Annotated in this window: 12 protein-coding genes; 2 read left to right on the top strand and 10 right to left on the bottom strand. The window is 35.2% G+C overall.

All coding sequences use genetic code 11. The annotated features are described in order from the left end of the window. The first annotated feature begins 279 nt into the window (after positions 1-279). Positions 280-1167, top strand: a complete 888-nt coding sequence (locus tag ACX119_RS01375) for an NAD-dependent epimerase/dehydratase family protein (protein ID WP_459351374.1) — start codon at positions 280-282, stop codon at positions 1165-1167. On the opposite strand, the gene ACX119_RS01370 is transcribed toward ACX119_RS01375, so the two are convergent. After that, entirely contained in the window at positions 1151-2041 is an 891-nt protein-coding gene (locus ACX119_RS01370; RefSeq protein WP_459351373.1) for a glycosyltransferase family 2 protein, read from the bottom strand. The genes ACX119_RS01375 and ACX119_RS01370 overlap by 17 nt on opposite strands. A gap of 123 nt (positions 2042-2164) precedes the next feature. Here ACX119_RS01370 and ACX119_RS01365 point away from each other — a divergent pair, with 123 nt between their 5' ends. Continuing rightward, positions 2165-2680, top strand: coding sequence for a stage II sporulation protein M (locus ACX119_RS01365; protein WP_459351372.1), 516 nt, complete (start codon positions 2165-2167; stop codon positions 2678-2680). 5 nt (positions 2681-2685) lie between these two features. On the opposite strand, the gene ACX119_RS01360 is transcribed toward ACX119_RS01365, so the two are convergent. From ACX119_RS01360 to ACX119_RS01320, 9 genes are all read right to left on the bottom strand, one after another. Then, positions 2686-3030: a P-II family nitrogen regulator gene (locus ACX119_RS01360; protein ID WP_459351371.1), complete on the bottom strand. Its 345-nt coding sequence runs from the start codon at positions 3028-3030 to the stop codon at positions 2686-2688. A gap of 55 nt (positions 3031-3085) precedes the next feature. After that, entirely contained in the window at positions 3086-3889 is an 804-nt protein-coding gene (locus ACX119_RS01355) for a helix-turn-helix transcriptional regulator (RefSeq protein ID WP_459351370.1), read from the bottom strand. Between the two features lie 42 nt (positions 3890-3931). Continuing rightward, positions 3932-4540, bottom strand: coding sequence for an adenylate/guanylate cyclase domain-containing protein (locus ACX119_RS01350; RefSeq protein ID WP_459351369.1), 609 nt, complete (start codon positions 4538-4540; stop codon positions 3932-3934). 331 nt (positions 4541-4871) lie between these two features. After that, positions 4872-5453, bottom strand: a complete 582-nt coding sequence (locus ACX119_RS01345; RefSeq protein WP_459351368.1) for a hypothetical protein — start codon at positions 5451-5453, stop codon at positions 4872-4874. A 100-nt stretch (positions 5454-5553) separates the two neighbouring features. Continuing rightward, positions 5554-6996 carry a nucleotidyl cyclase domain-containing protein gene (locus ACX119_RS01340; protein WP_459351367.1) on the bottom strand — a complete coding sequence of 481 codons (1443 nt, stop codon included), beginning with the start codon at positions 6994-6996 and terminating at the stop codon, positions 5554-5556. Positions 6997-7074: 78 nt separating this feature from the next. Further along, entirely contained in the window at positions 7075-8190 is a 1116-nt protein-coding gene (locus tag ACX119_RS01335; protein ID WP_459351366.1) for a hypothetical protein, read from the bottom strand. Beyond that, complete coding sequence (locus ACX119_RS01330) at positions 8183-9964, bottom strand: hypothetical protein (protein ID WP_459351365.1); 1782 nt, start codon at positions 9962-9964, stop codon at positions 8183-8185. Before ACX119_RS01330 ends, ACX119_RS01335 begins: the two co-directional genes overlap by 8 nt. Positions 9965-10057: 93 nt before the next feature. Further along, the gene (locus ACX119_RS01325) at positions 10058-10693 is read right to left on the bottom strand and encodes a hypothetical protein (protein WP_459351364.1); all 636 of its coding nucleotides are present in this window, start codon (positions 10691-10693) and stop codon (positions 10058-10060) included. A gap of 10 nt (positions 10694-10703) precedes the next feature. Beyond that, positions 10704-17714, bottom strand: coding sequence for a LamG-like jellyroll fold domain-containing protein (locus ACX119_RS01320; RefSeq protein ID WP_459351363.1), 7011 nt, complete (start codon positions 17712-17714; stop codon positions 10704-10706). Positions 17715-17838: the final 124 nt, after the last annotated feature.

The raw sequence follows: 17838 nt of genomic DNA, 5'->3' as shown, positions 1-17838 counted from the left end.
TATTGACCTTTTTCTTGAAAGTTTGTATTTAAGCCTAATGGACGAATTGTCCACAAATTGAGTTATTTTTGAAGTTTTTTCATGCCTATTGGGATTTTCATGTAATTTATTGATCGCTTGATGTAATTTTTACATTTTTGATATTTTTTGGGTAGCAATATCCATAAAAATTCATCAATTATTACTCATATTATGCAAATATTATAAAGTATTTCGTAGTTTTGCTACGTCTGATCTGCCATAGAAAGTAAGATAATTGTCTATTCTATGTCAAATGCATTGAAGATTCTCATAACTGGAGGTGCTGGATTTATCGGAAGGCACTTAATTGATTTTTTGAAGAAAAACCACACAGTCCTAGTCTATGACAACTTATCAAATTCTGATAAACTGCCTGATGGGAAAAACGTAAAGTTTCTCAGGGGAGATGTTTTGGACTTTGAAAAACTCGCAGAATTCTCAAATGGTACAGATGCAGTAATTCATCTTGCTGCAATTAGTAATGTTGTCCAATCAATTAGTCAGCCAGACATTACAAGAAGAGTAAACGTTGATGGAACTGCAAATGTTTTGCAGTGTTGTGCAAAAAATAAAATAAAAAAAATAATCTTTGCGTCCTCTGCTGCAGTGTATGGTGATTATAAAGATATAATCACAGAAGAAACTAAAACAAATCCGTTATCACCATATGGTAAAAGCAAGCTTGAAGCTGAAAAGATGATTGTTGATTTTTCCAAAGAAAACAAAATTGAACATATCATATTTAGAATGTTTAACGTTTATGGAAAGGGTCAAAACAAAGACTATGCTGGAGTGGTTGACAAGTTTTTGAAAAATATTTCAGAAGATAAACCAATTTCTATTTATGGGAATGGTGAACAGACAAGGGACTTTGTAAGTATTAGTGATGTAGTTGATGCATTTGACTTGGCAATAAAATCAGACAGATCAGATACATACAACATTGCAAGCGGCAAATCAATTTCAATTAATGAATTGGCTAAAAATATTTTTGATGTGTTAGGGAAAAAAGTTGAGATAAAATATTTTGATAAACAAATAGAAGACATTCAAAACAGCATTGCAGATGTTTCTTTAGCTAAAAAATATCTTGAGTTTGTTGCAAAGAGAAAATTAAAAGACGAGATACCTAGTATCTATCCCTAATCAGATTTGCCATTGAGAACAAAATCACTGAAGTTACAGACAAAATAGCACCAAGCAAAAACATTACAACTGATGCCAATAGAGATCCATAAAAGACAGTTTGCTGGTAAAGATATGCATCAAGAAATATTCCACCTGAAATCAATCCAGCTACAATTAGTACAATTCCTGGAATACCATAAAATGGCAAAGGGTGTTTGATTGACACATACTTTAGTGTGTTTACAAGAACTGATATTCCATGAGAAACAGGATTGTGAACTGATGTATTCTCTCCATATGATATTGTGATTGGAACTTCAGCTAGCGATAGTCCTTTGTTTGATATCTTTAGTAGTATCTCAGTTGATACTGACATTCCTTCTTCAGTTGGATGAATTGCATCAATTGCATTTTTTGAGTATGCCCGAAATCCAGATTGTGAATCAGATACTTTAAGATCTGCACCATAATTTGCAGCTGATGTAATAATCTTAATTCCTCTCTTCCTATATCCTGGTGCTTGTGTGTTATTGTTTAGAAACCTAGAGCCAATTACAACATCAACGTTGTGATCAGTTAGGGTGTTTAGTAGTAGCGGTATCTGTTGCGGATCGTGTTGTCCGTCTCCATCAAGTGTAATCATGATTTGTGCATTGCTGTTTCTTGCATATTCAAATAGTGAAATGATGGCAGAACCATACCCCTGATTTGTCTTGTGTGAGATCACAGTAGCTCCTGCTTTTTTTGCAAGAGATGCAGTATTATCAGTTGAACCATCATCGCAAACAACTACCTTATCCACATGATTCTTTGCTTGATTTACTAAGTCCTCAATGTGTGATTCCTCATTATATGCAGGAATACAGACTAGTCTCATTGTGACTTTTGTCATTAACAGATATGTAAATAGTTAGTTTTTCAAGATTATAAAATCAGCCTTACACTGTTAGTGTATGTACAATAATTTCATTCATTGCATCAATAACCTCAAATAATATCTTAAGCAGATGCTAACGTGTTAAAAATTCGAATAATTACATTTTTTATCTTTTTGGGATTATTTTCACTTTCCTTTCAAATTGGAGCAATGTATGATATTAGTGATGAAGAGGCAAATGCATTTGTTCAAGACTTTCTCTCAAATACTAATAAAATAGATGGCATTGGAATTTTTGTAAATAACATTAAAGCCTCACTTCCAATGTTTGTTCCTGGATTTGGAATCATCTGGGGGGCATATACTGCATGGTCTACGGGTTTTGGTTTTGCAGCAATACAAACAATGGCACCAGCACTTGCAGATATGATTCCACTATCTATTCTTTATCAATCGCCGTTTGGATTAATGGAGCTTGTTGCATATTCAATTGCAATGTCACGAAGTTTTCACATTTTAATGTCATTGGTAAAAAGAACCAATCTAAAAAATCTCACAAAGCCAACTTTAATCGAGGTTGGAATTGTAGTCATCATATTACTAGTTGCAGGATTCCTAGAAGAGTATATGATTAACTCATCATCAGGATTGTAATTAGTTTATATTTTTGCAGAAGAGTTTTCAGCAGTACTGATCTTTATTACATTTTTTACATCATAAGTGAAGATTTTTCCATCACCAGGATTACCAGTGTATGCATTTGCAACAATAGAGTTTGTAATCTTGTTTACTTCTTCTTCAATGCAAACAATTTCAATCTTCATTTTTGGTACAAGATCATCAGTTGTATAGTCCTTTGAATCACCACCAGTTCTAAGAATTCCCACTTGTTCACCTCTTCCTCGAACTTCATATGCTGTCAAACCACGAACTCCCAGCTTTGTGAGTTTTGCTTTTACTTTTTGAAACTTTGTTTCACGGATTATGGCTTCTATTTTTATCATATAGAATCATGGATTGTCAAATTAAAAAAAGATTTTTTTCAGATATTATAATCTGTTAATTTTTCTCTAGTTTTCTATCTACAAATGGATGGGAATTATACCACGAATAATTAAAGTAATCAAAGCACCATTGATGAAATAATGGATCTTCGCTTGTAAAAGCAAATCCAGCATCAAGTTTTCCATCATTATTAGGAAAAATCAGGCATGCCTGTTTTTCATTTAGTATTACAGCAGCACCTACATTTTTAGTCATCATTCTTTGAATATCTCCATTATCAATGAATTTCTTGAACTTTTTGAGTACATCATTTCTTGAATCTGTAACTAATGCCTTTTCATAAAATATTGATTTTACTTTGATACCTTGTGAAAGTTTGTTATGTATCGGGTTTACAAATTCATCAAAGTATGGCACCTCATATAGTATATTGTAGATGTATTCTTGTGAATTTTTGTAGATGTCTTTCCAATACTCAAAGACTTTGACATAGCTTGAAACCAGTTTTGACTCAAATAGATCCCCCATTCTTGATACGAACTTTTGAGGAAGTGAGTTTATGGGATGGCGTAAAAAATATTTTTTGTTTTTAATAATGAAACCCAAATTTGGAGAAATTCCCAAAATCATTTGTCCCAAAGTCGTTAAAACAAAACGACCAGTAGAATTTTTTATTATAAATCCAGACTTTTCCAATCTTTCCAAATTTCTGTGTACTTCAGGAGTTGTCGCATCGAGTTTTTTAGCTAATTCAGTTAATTTGTATTCTTTTTCATTGATTAATTCAATAATTTTTAGTCGCTGTTCACTTGATACTTCAAGAAAATATTTTGCATACTCTTCTATATTATTTATCACTGTTCTTAATATGATAAAGTAATACTAAAGAATTTTCAATGGTTATTTGGCAGAATAAACAGTATAGTCATGTTTTAGTGCAGACTGAAATTCAGCTACTTTATCAAAGTTAAAGCTAGTTGATTTTTTGATGATTTGATACAGGTCAGCACCTATTACTAGTTGATCTGGTTTTGCAAGATGATTAATCTTTGCGCACAAATTTACTGTTGAACCAAAAACATCCTTACATGAAGACGTTGCATATTTTGCAATCATTACAGGACCATAATCTAGGCTTACCCTATAGTGCATTGCGGGAATTTTCTTCTTCTTTAGGATGTTATTTATCATTTCAGTGGCCTCCAAAATTTTTGTGCCACATTTTAGAGGAAGATCACCAGTTATTGCTATGTTTGGAAAATAAAATAAAATTCCATCTCCAGTATTTTTAACAACTTTTCCCCCATTATTTTCAATAATGTATCCTACAGTATTTAGAAAAACTGAATAAAATGAGCATGCCTGCTCCTTGGACAACCTTGCTATTTTTTGGGTTGAGTTTACCACATCAACAACACCAATGCAGTAGTTCTCAGATATACCATCAAATGATATCATATTGTTTGTAGGACTAATCTCTAAATCACCAGTATCTTGCCTCAACATCATCGATATACAATAGGTAATTTAGCACATAAGTGATAGTTAGCTGCAAAGCTAATATCCTGACATTTTTGTTAACAGAACATTATATATCAAAATTGCCAATTATTATCATGAAACAGCATTTCATAGTTTGCTATAGCTGCGACAAATCCTCAGCAATGAGATATTGGGATAGTAAATACAATGGCTATAGAGGATTGTGTAAGTTGTGTGATGGGAATTGGCCAGAATCATGATGACTAAAAATGGGCAATATATCCAAAGTTATTTTGAAGAACTTGTTCTGAGTCTTCTAGCTACGAATTATCATAGCAAAAAAAGATTCTTACAATAATTAATCTAATGTTGGCTGTGGATAATCAAGCCACATTTCTTTATGCACAAAAGTTTGATTATTTTTGTTATAATCACTAATACTGCCATAGCCATTTGATCCTGTCAATGATGGGTATTCAAAATATAGTGCAACATAAAGCGAGTCAGAACCATTAGAAATTTTCTCCCACATTTCAGGTTCGATAAAAAACCAATAGCTTTTTTCCATGTGAGGTAAAATAGGTCCAAGATTAAATTCAGACAGTGATTCTTTTAGAGAATCTTTTGAAAGTGGTTTTAATGATACTAGTGATTTAGCTTTAACATGAGATGCTGGAAGATCTCCAAAGTTTTTAATTGTAATTGAGAATTGAATCTGTCCATTAATGGATGATTCCATTCTTTGGATTCCTGACGTCGGTCCAATCCAAGGTCTTAGCCTATATTCAGTTTCAATCTTACTCATCCTAGTTGAGGCCTCAAGATGTTTGAATGTTCTAAACAAGGCAATTGCAAGAACTATAGTTCCAACCCCAGTTAACCAGTGAGCAACTCCTACCCAAAATTCTAATGCATGTTCAGAAAATAAATCAGATTCCAATGAATTTAAGAAAATAACATTATATTCATACTTTTTGTTATCAAAATAATATGTTTACAAATTAACCAAAAAATTTTTTAAGAAATAGTAAATTAAGAGATCACCAATCAAATTTGTAAGCATCAAAGGCTTTGAGATTTTTTCCTTGCCATGTAATCTGAGTTGAGTCTTTCATGTACTTGATAGTAGCAGGTGGATCAGCATTCCATTTGTATCCTAGCTCAGTATCTACCTTTAAGACCCTGTTTTTGATTTCAGTTCCATTTGGGATGTTAAACTTGTATGTGAAATCTTTGCAATCAGTAGGTATTTTGTAAAAGAATGTACGTTCTGGCTCTTCCCAGTCATACTCTATTGTCACATATCTTTTTCTTTGTCTTGGCTTGATTGGCTTTTTCAGCTTTACGCTAAACTCTTTGTGTGTTGGCTTGTTTTCAGTAAGACTAAGAATGTCTGCCTCCACTCCTTCCTCATCATATACTCGCACATTCATATCTGGAAAGTCCTTTGGCGAATCCCCATCAAGATAGTAAAAGATCTCATCTTTTGGCGAATCTGAAATGTTTACAAGATTCCATCTCCACAAATGATGTGTCAGCATTGTTTTTGGTTCTAGCACATCAAGATTGATATCAATAGTGTTAAACAAAAAGGCTGTTTTGGATTTAAGAGTCTGCTCAAATGTCTCTGTTTTTTGAGTGATCTTTTTCTTTCTTGGAGTAATTTTTTCTCCAAATCCTTCACCATAAATATTGTAGATGTTAAGCTGCTCACCGTGCTTTATGGAGTAATCCCCTATTGGATGCATGATCTCTTTGTATTCAGGAGATAGTACACGAACATCTTCGGCAAATCTTGATGAGCAGAAAATGTTTTGATCACCGGCCAAATCCATTACACGTCTTGTAAGAATAATTCCAGGACCCCAGACATTATCCTGACCATTAAGGTCTTTGATAATATACACTGGTCCGATGTCAATTCCTATTCGAAGCAATACCTTGTCATCTTTTCTTTTCTTGGTCTTGTTGTATTCATTTAGAATTTTGTGTAATTGTATTGATAGTCGTAATGGATACTCTGGACTATCAGAGAAACCAATTGCCATTCCATCCCCTGTTGGCAATATTACAGTAGAGTTTGGATCTCTGTTTTGAAATATTTCAGTTCTCTGGATTAGTTCATTTAAAACAACTACCTTTCTTGCCTGCTCCTTTGTGGGAATGGTTGGATTGGAACCTGCAACAATATCTGTGAAAAACCAAAAGAATGTTCTTGTAAAAGCATTGATATCGCCAATATCATCAATATCACGGCCCTTTAGGGAATCAAGTAGGTGGTTTAGAAAGTCATCAGGACAAGAGTTTAGTATTTGAAATGTATTCATTGATAATTTAATTGGAATTTTAAGTGATTTTTTCTTTATCTGTCTTTTGATCCATTCCTTTGTTTTGTGTGATTCTTCCATTAATGATAGAATCTCTGCCTCCTTTGTAATGCGCTCAAGTTTTTTGGAATCAGAGAGAGAATCGTACTTTTGCATTCATATTATTATTATCTTAAATGCTTTTCAAGATTTCTATTGGTATAAGTAAGAATTTAATCAAATCGTACAAGCATATTACTCATCAAGATGATGTTGACGGATTATTCCTGCATCCTTTAGGTACTTTACGCTCCTGACAAACTCTTCATCAGATATTTTATCATCTGCCCAATATTTTGCTGTATTTTTAAACCAGTATGGAAGTCCAGAAAAATCAGTTTTCTGAAATTCTTGCTTGTCAATCTTCATTTTTTCTTTGACTTTTTCCATCACATCTATTTTGTTTTCATCTGAACCATCTGCTAAGAGAACATCCTCCCATGTTACAACATCAGCAGAAACTGGTCCATCCTTGAATAATACATTGTATTTTTCCTGTTTCATCTCTTGATTCTCAATTGCCAACAACCCTACAGCGTTAGAGTAATCTCCTTCTGAGATCTTTCCTGCAGTCCACCACTTTGTAATTACTTTGCCTAGTTCTGAGAGAGTCTTTGATATCTCTACATTATTGCTCTTAATTTGACTAATTCCAATTGCATCCTGATATGGTGGCATTACAGAAAACGAATATGCCATCTGCTCCACTGAGAGTTTTGTAAAAACAGATTCACAGGAGTCATCATAATTTTTTCTGCATTGATCATACTTGTCATCATACTGATGAACTAGGTCTTCAATCACATGAATGTCAAACTCGAGAAAATACAAAACAAAGTGAGAAAGCTCGTGTGTTAGAATCCACACAGGATCTGAGTAGTAAAAGTTAGGGCAGTCACAGATAATTATTGCATTGTTGAATTTTTTGTCTTCTCCTGCATGCATGAATAGGCCGCCCATCTTTTCTGAATGCAATTCCACTTGGCCAAGATTCTTTGAATATACTAGTACCAGCAAATCAAGATCTTCGGGTATCTCATACATTGTATCATATTGATTGTGATTAACACATAGCGGATTATACTTTGTATTCTCAAATTGATATAGTCCAAAGTATTTTTCTGTAATTTCATCAAACTTTACTGTAGACTGGTAATCATAATTGCTGCATACTGGAGTATCAGTTACGTAAACTAGCTGCCACTTTGTGTCCTCAGAGAAATGTGTGGCAAATGATTCACCAATGACCATAGCACCCAAAGCTAAAATTGCAATTGTAAACATTACAAAGAGGTTTTTTACGCTAGTCAATTCTAATCACTCCATTAACTACAAGCCATTGCATGGCATTTACAAAGTCATCATCAGATATATGATCATCTGCCCACCACCCGGCATTGTTTCTAATCCAGTCTGGGATTTCAGACACAGATGATGTTGCCGTAATTTCATTTGGAACATAAATCATGCCTTTGTTAATCAGATACTCTATTCCTTTGATAAATGACTCATCATCAATTTCATTATCAACCCACCACTCTGCATTGTTTTTAATCCATTTTGGAATTTTTTCTAGTTTAAATTCCTGAATTTGAACTTCTTCTTGTGTCTCTGGAAGAGGATTGAATTTTGGTTCTGATGACTCTACTTGAATTGCATTTAAGATATGAGTATCACGAGAAAAGAGGTTTGGATCCCAGGTTCTAGTAATTATATGAGTGGTATCCATTTCCTTTGCAAAAGTTAACTCTAATACGACTTGTTTTACTGGTGAGTCATCTTTTTCAAGAATTGTGACTGTAGCGTTTGCAAAAAATCCGTTTGGATCTTTGATTTGAAGTGGTTTGCCATCATTGTATAGTATTTGGGTATCACTTTCAGGAATAGAATCGCTGATTCCTCTAAGATTTGTGTATAGTGAAAAGTGCTGTATCTTTTGGGCTTCATAAACAGTGAATTTCATTGTTACTGGAGTATTTGTTTTAAGGGTATGAGTCTGCAATGTGTTTGTAAATCCGCCAAGCACATATCCTTTATCATCAATTACAAGTGGAAAATCAAAGTCCTCAAAGGAATTAGGATCCATTGAAAGTATTGGTATTGAGGAGTCATGATTTAGTACCATATGTTCGATTTCAGCGGGGATACTAATCACAGAACTAGTTATAATATTGTCAAGTGATGTAACAGGAGCAGAACCTCCACTTCCGCCACCGCCAAGAACGCTGCCAATGCCTGCAAGTGCATTAACTACAAGCCCAGGACTTACAAGTCCTCCACCTCCACCACCTGGAATTCCAGTGTTAATAGCTAAAACATAAGCACCTTGACCATCAGTACCTGAAAATCCTCCACCAGAAGGATCACTAGTAATTGTTTTTGCAGAATTATCAAAGAATGTGCATGCAAGTAAAAGTGCAATTCTAGTATTACATGAGTCAGTAATCTTTTCCCAGTTTTGTCCTGCTGCTTTGTGCCACATTTCTAAATCTAAAACATCAATTCCACCTGTAAGATTAGCATTTGCAAAGGATAACTTTACAGTTGGAACGCTACTAAATGATGCACCATTTGTAAGGGTTACATTAATTGCTCCAATTACAGGTTTTATTCCAAGGTTTGTAATTTCTGTTTGATCAAATGACAAATCACCCAAAATAACATTGCCGCTAGAACTTAATGGAAAATTAATTTCTGCTCTTGCAGCTCCTTTAGGATCAGGTGTATAATCAATCGAGATAGTATTACCTGCGACAAAACTTCCAGTGAAGATTCCAGTATTTCCACCTGTCTCAGTTAGAGTCAGAGAGCTTCCACTTACTGTTGCAGTAGCAAAATCAATTGCACTTATGTCAAGATCTGCATTAGTATCATTAAGTGTTATAATGACAGTTTCGCCAAGACGATAAACTGATTTGTCAAGGGATAATGTAGGATCAGGAGTTTGTTCTAGATTTGTAATATCCCTAAAGTTTTCAGTAGCTCCATTTGATATAGATTTTGTAATTTCTCCTGCATAAGCAGGTGTAATAAGCAATGTTAGAGCCAGAATTGAAAAGAATACAGAGTATTTTATGTAATTCATTTTCTCACTTTTATGATTATGTTAATCTCATATTAAAAGTAATTAAGAGATCAGCTAAATTATTATAATAATTGATAACAGGATATGGCATTATTAGAAATTAGCACATTGGCCTTTCTTGTTTCCATTTACTGTGTTAGGTCCAAATACTGCATTAACAGGTGCTGGTTGATTATCTTTACAATCCAAATTGCCGCCTACAGTGTTTCCAGCAAAATTGTTGTATAACCCAGATTCATAAATACTGGTGTTCCTATCTATCTGAAGATTTCCATCAATAATGCTATTAACTACACTATAGTGATGTTCGTTTTTATCAAGTTGGAGATTTCCTTGGACTGTAACTGAGGATATTGTAACTCCAGATTCTGCATTTTTAATCTGAATGTTTCCATTTACTGCTATTCCATTTAGTGTGACTTTATCAGCATCATCTGCTTTGATGTTTCCACCAACTGTAAAGGATTCTCCATATGCTACCATGTGAAGTGTACCTCCTTCTTCTACTACAACATCACCATCAATTGTTATCGAACCACTAGAAGAGTACATGTTGCATGTTGCATTAATTGGGACTTCGATCTTTTCAAATGTGCCTTCTTCAATTAATGAATCACAAATTGTGGTTTCAGCTGCTGTTGCAATAGGCAATGCAGGTGCAACTAAACCAAGTAATAAAATTCCAAACAATCCAACTATTTCAGTTTTGTTTAATGTTTTATTTTTCATATCATTCTCCTTATTTGAACTCCACCAGTACTGTAACTCCCACTCCTGCTACTTGATGAGGTGTTGGATTAATAGAAATTGGAATGATTAGTACTCTTTCTTCAAATATATCATCAGTTGATTCTAAAACTGGAGTGAATGGATCATCGATTATTCCATCTGGTCCCTCTTGAATCAATATCTCAACTACATACTGTACACCTATTGTTTCCTGTGAGTAATCTCTTACCGTATCCCAGTTCAAGTGGTATTGTGTATCAACAAATGGGAAATAACCAATTGTTGTAAATTCTGGAGTACCATTAACATCTCTTACCTCAACTGCCTTTACTCTAGCATCAGTAATTTCTACAGGTGTTTCACCCTCAGCTGCCTTTTCAAACATCTGGAATTTCAATGGAATAGTACGTCCTGCCTTTACATATTCAGTTCCGTCAATTTCCAGTGGAGGATTAATGGTAAAGTCAGAGCTAGATAACTTTAAGATCTTGTTCATTGCACCTGTGTTTTCTCCAATTAGTACAGGTTTGAATCCATCAAATTGTCCTGATGCAGTATCTTTAAAGTTAAAGTTAAAGTTGTCAGGCTCATTAAATGTCTCATAACTTTGTCCTGGACTTGATTGGCATCCAGCAATACCCAAGTCATTTAGATCATAATTACCTGAATCAAGTGTATCTAGATCGCCATTCCAATCAAGAGGATTTCCATCAGCAATTCCAGTCAAGAAATTACCAAATGAAGAGGTAGGAGTTCCCCAAACAATTAATGGTGAACCTGGAATTGTTACGCCATTACTTTCAGTCAAGCCATTCTCAGATAATGTACCAGCATTTTCATTAAATGCCAAAGACCAATCACTTCCAAGGAATCCTGGAAGTTGACCAGTATAGGACATGATACTTTTCTGGATTGGCACACAGTTGAAAACAGTTGATACCAGACTAGTTTCAGGATCATCGATCAAGAATGCAGGACCTCCGTGTTGCATATTTAGTAGGTGTCCTAGTTCATGCATGTAGGTTCCTGAAAGCTCAGATACACTACCTTCAGTTCCTGCATGTGTTGGATCAGTTTCTGCAAATCCTTCACCCAATGATATAATTGCATCATTACCTAATAGTTCTGCTTGGCCTGAAGAGCCGCCAATACTGTGTGCAAATACAACATAGCGGTATGCTTGTGCTTTTGCATTAAGTAGTGTGCTAGTTACAGTAGGATCATCTCTAAGTGTTACTGTATTAATTAGACTATCTGATGTTAATGGTACTTTGATAGTACCAACGTCAGCTGATGTTTTTGCTGTACTAGTTATTACTGGAGATGATACTGCAAGAATATTTTGGTTATTGTTAATTGGGTGTTTAATGGTAGATACTGTAGCATCATTTTGATTTAGTTCAAAGTTTGTGCTATCAAGTGAAAGATTTGCATTGATATCACCGTTTAAAGCAGAGTCAGTAGCATGTGTAACATCGAATTTCATACTAATAATTGCCTCAGTTGCACCTCCAGTGTCAGGTGTAAGAGTATTTGGAGTAGTCAAGTTAATTCCTGAAATCTCTAACATAGATTGTAAATCAGTATTTACACTAACTATGTTATCTACTTGATCTTCAGTTAATTCAAAGTCGTAAACTCTAATATCATCCATCTGTCCTGTAAAGTAGAAACTAGTGTTGGATCTTTGATTTCCAATAACAAGTGCTTCATTATTGGCAGTGTTACCAATTGGCTTATTGGAAATAATTTTAGTTGGTGCTATCGTACCATCTATATAGAAATTAACTCCAGATGCAGAACCAGAGCCATCATAAGTAATGGCTACATGATGGAATTGATTATCTCGTAAAATAACACCTACTGTATCCAAAATAGCAAAAGAGCTTCCACTCCCTAATCTAAATCGTAATTGGTTATCTGATTTTAAAAATAATTGATAACCATTACCAGAAGAATCAATCTTACCTATTAGTAGATCATTTTGACCAGTTACACTGGTCTTATACCACATAGACAAAGTAAATGGATGATTATCTGCAAAGTCAAATGGATCATCAGCAGTTACAATGTGTGTCGAACCGTTAAAGTCAAAGGCTTGTCCTATTTTTCCATTAGAATCAAATGCAGGAATCCCAGTATTAACAGTACCATCGTTTACTCCAACAATATCATCAAGATCACCTTCAAATTGGTAATTAGATAAAGCGCCTGAAACAAAGGAATCAAATATGCCTGTAACTTGTCCAGTAACAAGTTCATAATCATAAACTCTAACATCATCCATCTGTCCTGTAAAGTAGAAACTAGTGTTGGATCTTTGATTTCCAATAACAAGTGCTTCATTATTGGCAGTGTTACCAATTGGCTTATTGGAAATAATTTTAGTTGGTGCTATCGTACCATCTATATAGAAATTAACTCCAGATGCAGAACCAGAGCCATCATAAGTAATGGCTACATGAGTCCATTCATTGTTTCGCAAGCTTGTAATAGGATCTACAAAGGATGTATCAACAAGAGCAAATGAAGAAGAACTACCTAATCTTAGTCTAAGTTGATCAGTAGTACTTGATAAAAATAATTGATAACCATTACCAGAAGAATCAAGCTTACCTATTAGTAGATCATCTTCACCAGTTACACTGGTCTTATACCACATAGACAAAGTAAATGGATGATTATCTGCAAAGTCAAATGGATCATCAGCAGTTACAATGTGTGTCGAACCGTTAAAGTCAAAGGCTTTTCCATCTGGACCTGAAATGTAAATTGCGCTTCCACCAGTATTTAGATTTCCATTATTATTATTATTAGTACCATCTGTAAGTACATCTTCAAATGAGAGTAATAGTTTCTGAGAACCAATATTTGTAGTCAATCCTGAAGCATCAAAAGAGAGTCTCTGATCAGATGAACCAAAGAATTCAGATTTTATCTCATTAAATCCACTCCAAAGTTGAAGTGTATCTTGATGAGGAAGAGAATCATCAACTGTTTGAATCAAATTAACTGTATTTGGTGCAGGGATATTTGAAAATGCATTTTTAACATTAGTTAATACTTGTGCACTTGGTGCATGAGAGAATCCGCTAACAGGATCCACCATTGCATCAATCTCAACTATCAAATCTTTATTTGCAACAGTTGTTCCTGGAAGTGGCAAGAAAAATTCTTGAGTTCCCACAGTAAATGGAATACCTGCAGTTGTTTGTGCAGTTCCAGTATAGTCTGCTTCCCATTCTTGGCAAATTGCATCACCATCTGTATCTCCATCTTTACATGAGAAAGGAATGATTCCAACTCCAATGTCAGGCAAGATTGCAGCAGGGTTAGATACGCCTGATGCACCAGCTGTAATTGATTCAGGCTGGAATGTTGTATCAAATGGATTTGAAACTATGTTAGATGGACCATAATCATCATCCCCTGCAAAAGAAGCAGTTACTTTGAATGGCAATTCTTTATCAGATTCGTCAATTGGTGTTATTCCAGTGGAATCAAAGTTGGTGACAAATTTCAAAGAATCAAATTCACCATCAACTAAGAATTTTGCACTAGATGTTCGAATATCTTCTCGATTTTTTTGTTCAATTTCTGAGATTAAACATGAATCAGTAGATTCTTCAACTGCAATACGTTTTATTCCATCTGGATTAATAATTGGAATTTTCTGTCTTTCAGCTCCTTCATTTAATACTCTTAGAGGAATGGAGCGTTCATTAGAATCAACTATTCGTAGTTTACATTCATCATTACCCATAGGTTCAAGTGTCAAAGAAACTATTTCTTTTGGAGATTTAAACAATATAGAATCATCTTGTTTCAAACGTAAAATTCCACTGTCAACTAATAATTTCTCTTTAGATGCAATCAAGATAGGACCGCTAGTTTCAGTCGGATCAATTGTGAATGGCTCTCCTTGTACTACATCAAATGTAATTGGTTTCCTTTCTACAGTTTCACCATTTACATTATCAATTAAAGATCCAATAACAGTTACAGTAGTACCAGCAGTAACAGACTTGACATCAAGTAATGAAAGAGTTGTAGGATGGATCAAAGTACTGTAATTATCTACATCATCAGGTGCAGGCTCATAGAGATCATCACCGGAGTAGGATAGTATTATTGGAACAGTGTCAGGTGCAGTAACAGTTTTTGTAATAGTATTTCCTGATTCTGTGAATGTTCCATCAGTATTAGTTGTGAAATCAAATTCAAAGGATCCCATACCATCACCGCTTATCTCGACTAATGCGTTTGGAACACCAGTACCAATATGAGTATCAAGTAACGTGCCAGATTTTGTTGCCGATGCTCCCCATGGTTGATTATTTGGCATTAATGAAACATTCTGGAATGCAGTTGGGTGTTTAAGATTCTCAAATGTGTCAACATCATCAATAGGGGCTGCCTCATAGAACTGGTTTGTTGCAAAACTTGTAGTCATACTTAGTCCTGCAGCAATTACTGGAGAAATACCAGTTACAGTAAATACACCATTTTCATCAGTATCAGCAGTCAATGGTAAGTCATGCACTCCATCATTATCAGTATCAATTGCATCACCGTCAATGTTTACAGTAGAAGTCAATGCTACACCAGTTTGTGCAAATGTATCAAACAGCGTTCCAGACTTTGTTACAGGATCAGCCCAAAAGATATCTAGTTGATCATTTACACCTTGGAATTCTACAGGATGTTTTTGTATACTGGCAATTTGGGAATCAGTTGTAGCAAATGTCGGATTGCTAAACAATTCTACAGATATAGTTTGGTCAGTTGCAGATGTTCCACTAGTAAAGGAATGGGTTGAGCTCCACAGATATCCTGCATCAGGATCAGAGCCTGCAGGAATTGCAAATTCTGTTGGTCCATCATCACCATAAGTTACTCTAATTTGCTCTCCATCTAGGAATCCATAAACAGTTCCAGTGGTTGTGATTTCTTCATCCCACAATGGTGTAGTGTTAACCAAAGTATCAAAGAAGATCTCAGATACTATAAAGTCATTATCAGCAGTATCAGTATCAACATCAGCAGGTTCTGTTGGATCCTCTGGAGTCACATTACTGCCATCATCAGCAGTACATGTAATCGTTGTAATTCCCAAGCCAAATGTAACTGCTACGTTTGATTGTCCACCAAGTGCATTGACATGGGTAACTGCATCTTCATCAACACATGTTACATTAGGCAATGTTGTTCTTGGGGAATCAGTTGCAGTTGCACTAAACAGGAAGTCTCCTTGTTGGGTTTCATCTGCTTCTACTCTATCAGCACCAACGATTGTAAATGTGAGTACAGGTGGTGTGGTATCTCTAACCGTGACAGTTCTTGTTTCAGTTGAAGTGTTACCACTTGGATCAGTTGCAGTGTATGTTACAGTAAGTGTAGCAGGATCTTCAGTAACAATTAGGGATGAATCATCAGATAATGAAGGAGGAGCTTCTGGATTGTTATCAGTTGCAGTTGCTCCTGCATCAGTATATGGCGTTCCTGCCTCATATGGATCATTTGGATCTGCATTAATTGTAATTACTGGTGGAATTGTATCAATTACTGTAATTGTTTGAGTGTGAGATGTAGGGTTTCCTGATGCGTCAGTTGTACTCCATGTTCTAGTTAGTGTATAATCGCCTTGGCCAAATGCAGCGCCAGTTCTAACTTCATCAAGTGTTACTGCCGGAGTTGCATCTTCTGGATTGTTATCAGTTGCAGTAATTACTGGAGCAGTTGGAACTGCATCTGGTTCTACTGTTACATCAGCTGGAGTTGCAGATAGTACAGGTGGAATTGTATCAATTACTGTAATTGTTTGAGTGTGAGATGTAGGGTTTCCTGATGCGTCAGTTGTACTCCATGTTCTAGTTAGTGTATAATCGCCTTGGCCAAATGCAGCGCCAGTTCTAACTTCATCAAGTGTTACTGCCGGAGTTGCATCTTCTGGATTGTTATCAGTTGCAGTAATTACTGGAGCAGTTGGAACTGCATCTGGTTCTACTGTTACATCAGCTGGAGTTGCAGATAGTACAGGTGGAATTGTATCAATTACTGTAATTGTTTGAGTGTGAGATGTAGGGTTTCCTGATGCGTCAGTTGTACTCCATGTTCTAGTTAGTGTATAATCGCCTTGGCCAAATGCAGCGCCAGTTCTAACTTCATCAAGTGTTACTGCCGGAGTTGCATCTTCTGGATTGTTATCAGTTGCAGTAATTACTGGAGCAGTTGGAACTGCATCTGGTTCTACTGTTACATCAGCTGGAGTTGCAGATAGTACAGGTGGAATTGTATCAATTACTGTAATTGTTTGAGTGTGAGAATCACTAAGACCTCCTGAATCAGTAACATCCCATGTTCTCTCTAGAGTATATGTTCCAGATAAGAGAGTGCCTAAAGTTACTACCTCTGAAAAGTTTACTGTTGGATCAGGATCATCTTCGGCATCAGTTGCAGTGATTACTGGAGCAGTTGGAACTGCATCTGGTTCTACTGTAATATCAGCTGGTTTTAGAGATAATGTAGGAGGGGTATTAGACACTACTACAGGTACAATATCAAAGAAATGGCTAACAGAAGTATTATGAGATGGATCTCCACCTGAATCTACACCGTCTTGCCAAACACATCCTGCCAAATATTTTTGTGCAGTAAAAGTAGATGTATCAGAAATATCAAAAGTGTGAGATAATACACTTGGACCACTAGTTATTTCAAATGATTGTGAGGCAAGTAATACTCTAGGAGAGTCACTGAATATTTGTAATCTAGGAGTATCAAGACTTGGTGGGACATTTCCAGCTACTGTATTTGGTACATCACAGGAAACAAAAATTCCACCAGCATCTCCAAGTGTAAATTCTGTAGCCTTGACTCCCGTAACTGAACCTACAGTTGTAATAACAGGATTAACATGAGATGCAAATGCATTTTCTGAGGAAAATGTTGTACTGCTAACTAATAAAATAGACAATAATGAAATTCCGATAATACCAAACTTACGTTTACTACCAACCATACCTGCATAAATTCATAATTGCGTATATTATAAAGATGATCTTTGTAATAAAAAAACTGTATGAAAAAAATCATACAACGATTATCGGATCAAGTTTTGAAAAAAATACAATATCAAAAAAGAT

The organism is Nitrosopumilus sp. S4, assembly GCF_054515835.1.
Note: the sequence above shows the minus strand (reverse complement) of the source record. Positions and strands in the feature narration are given on the sequence as shown.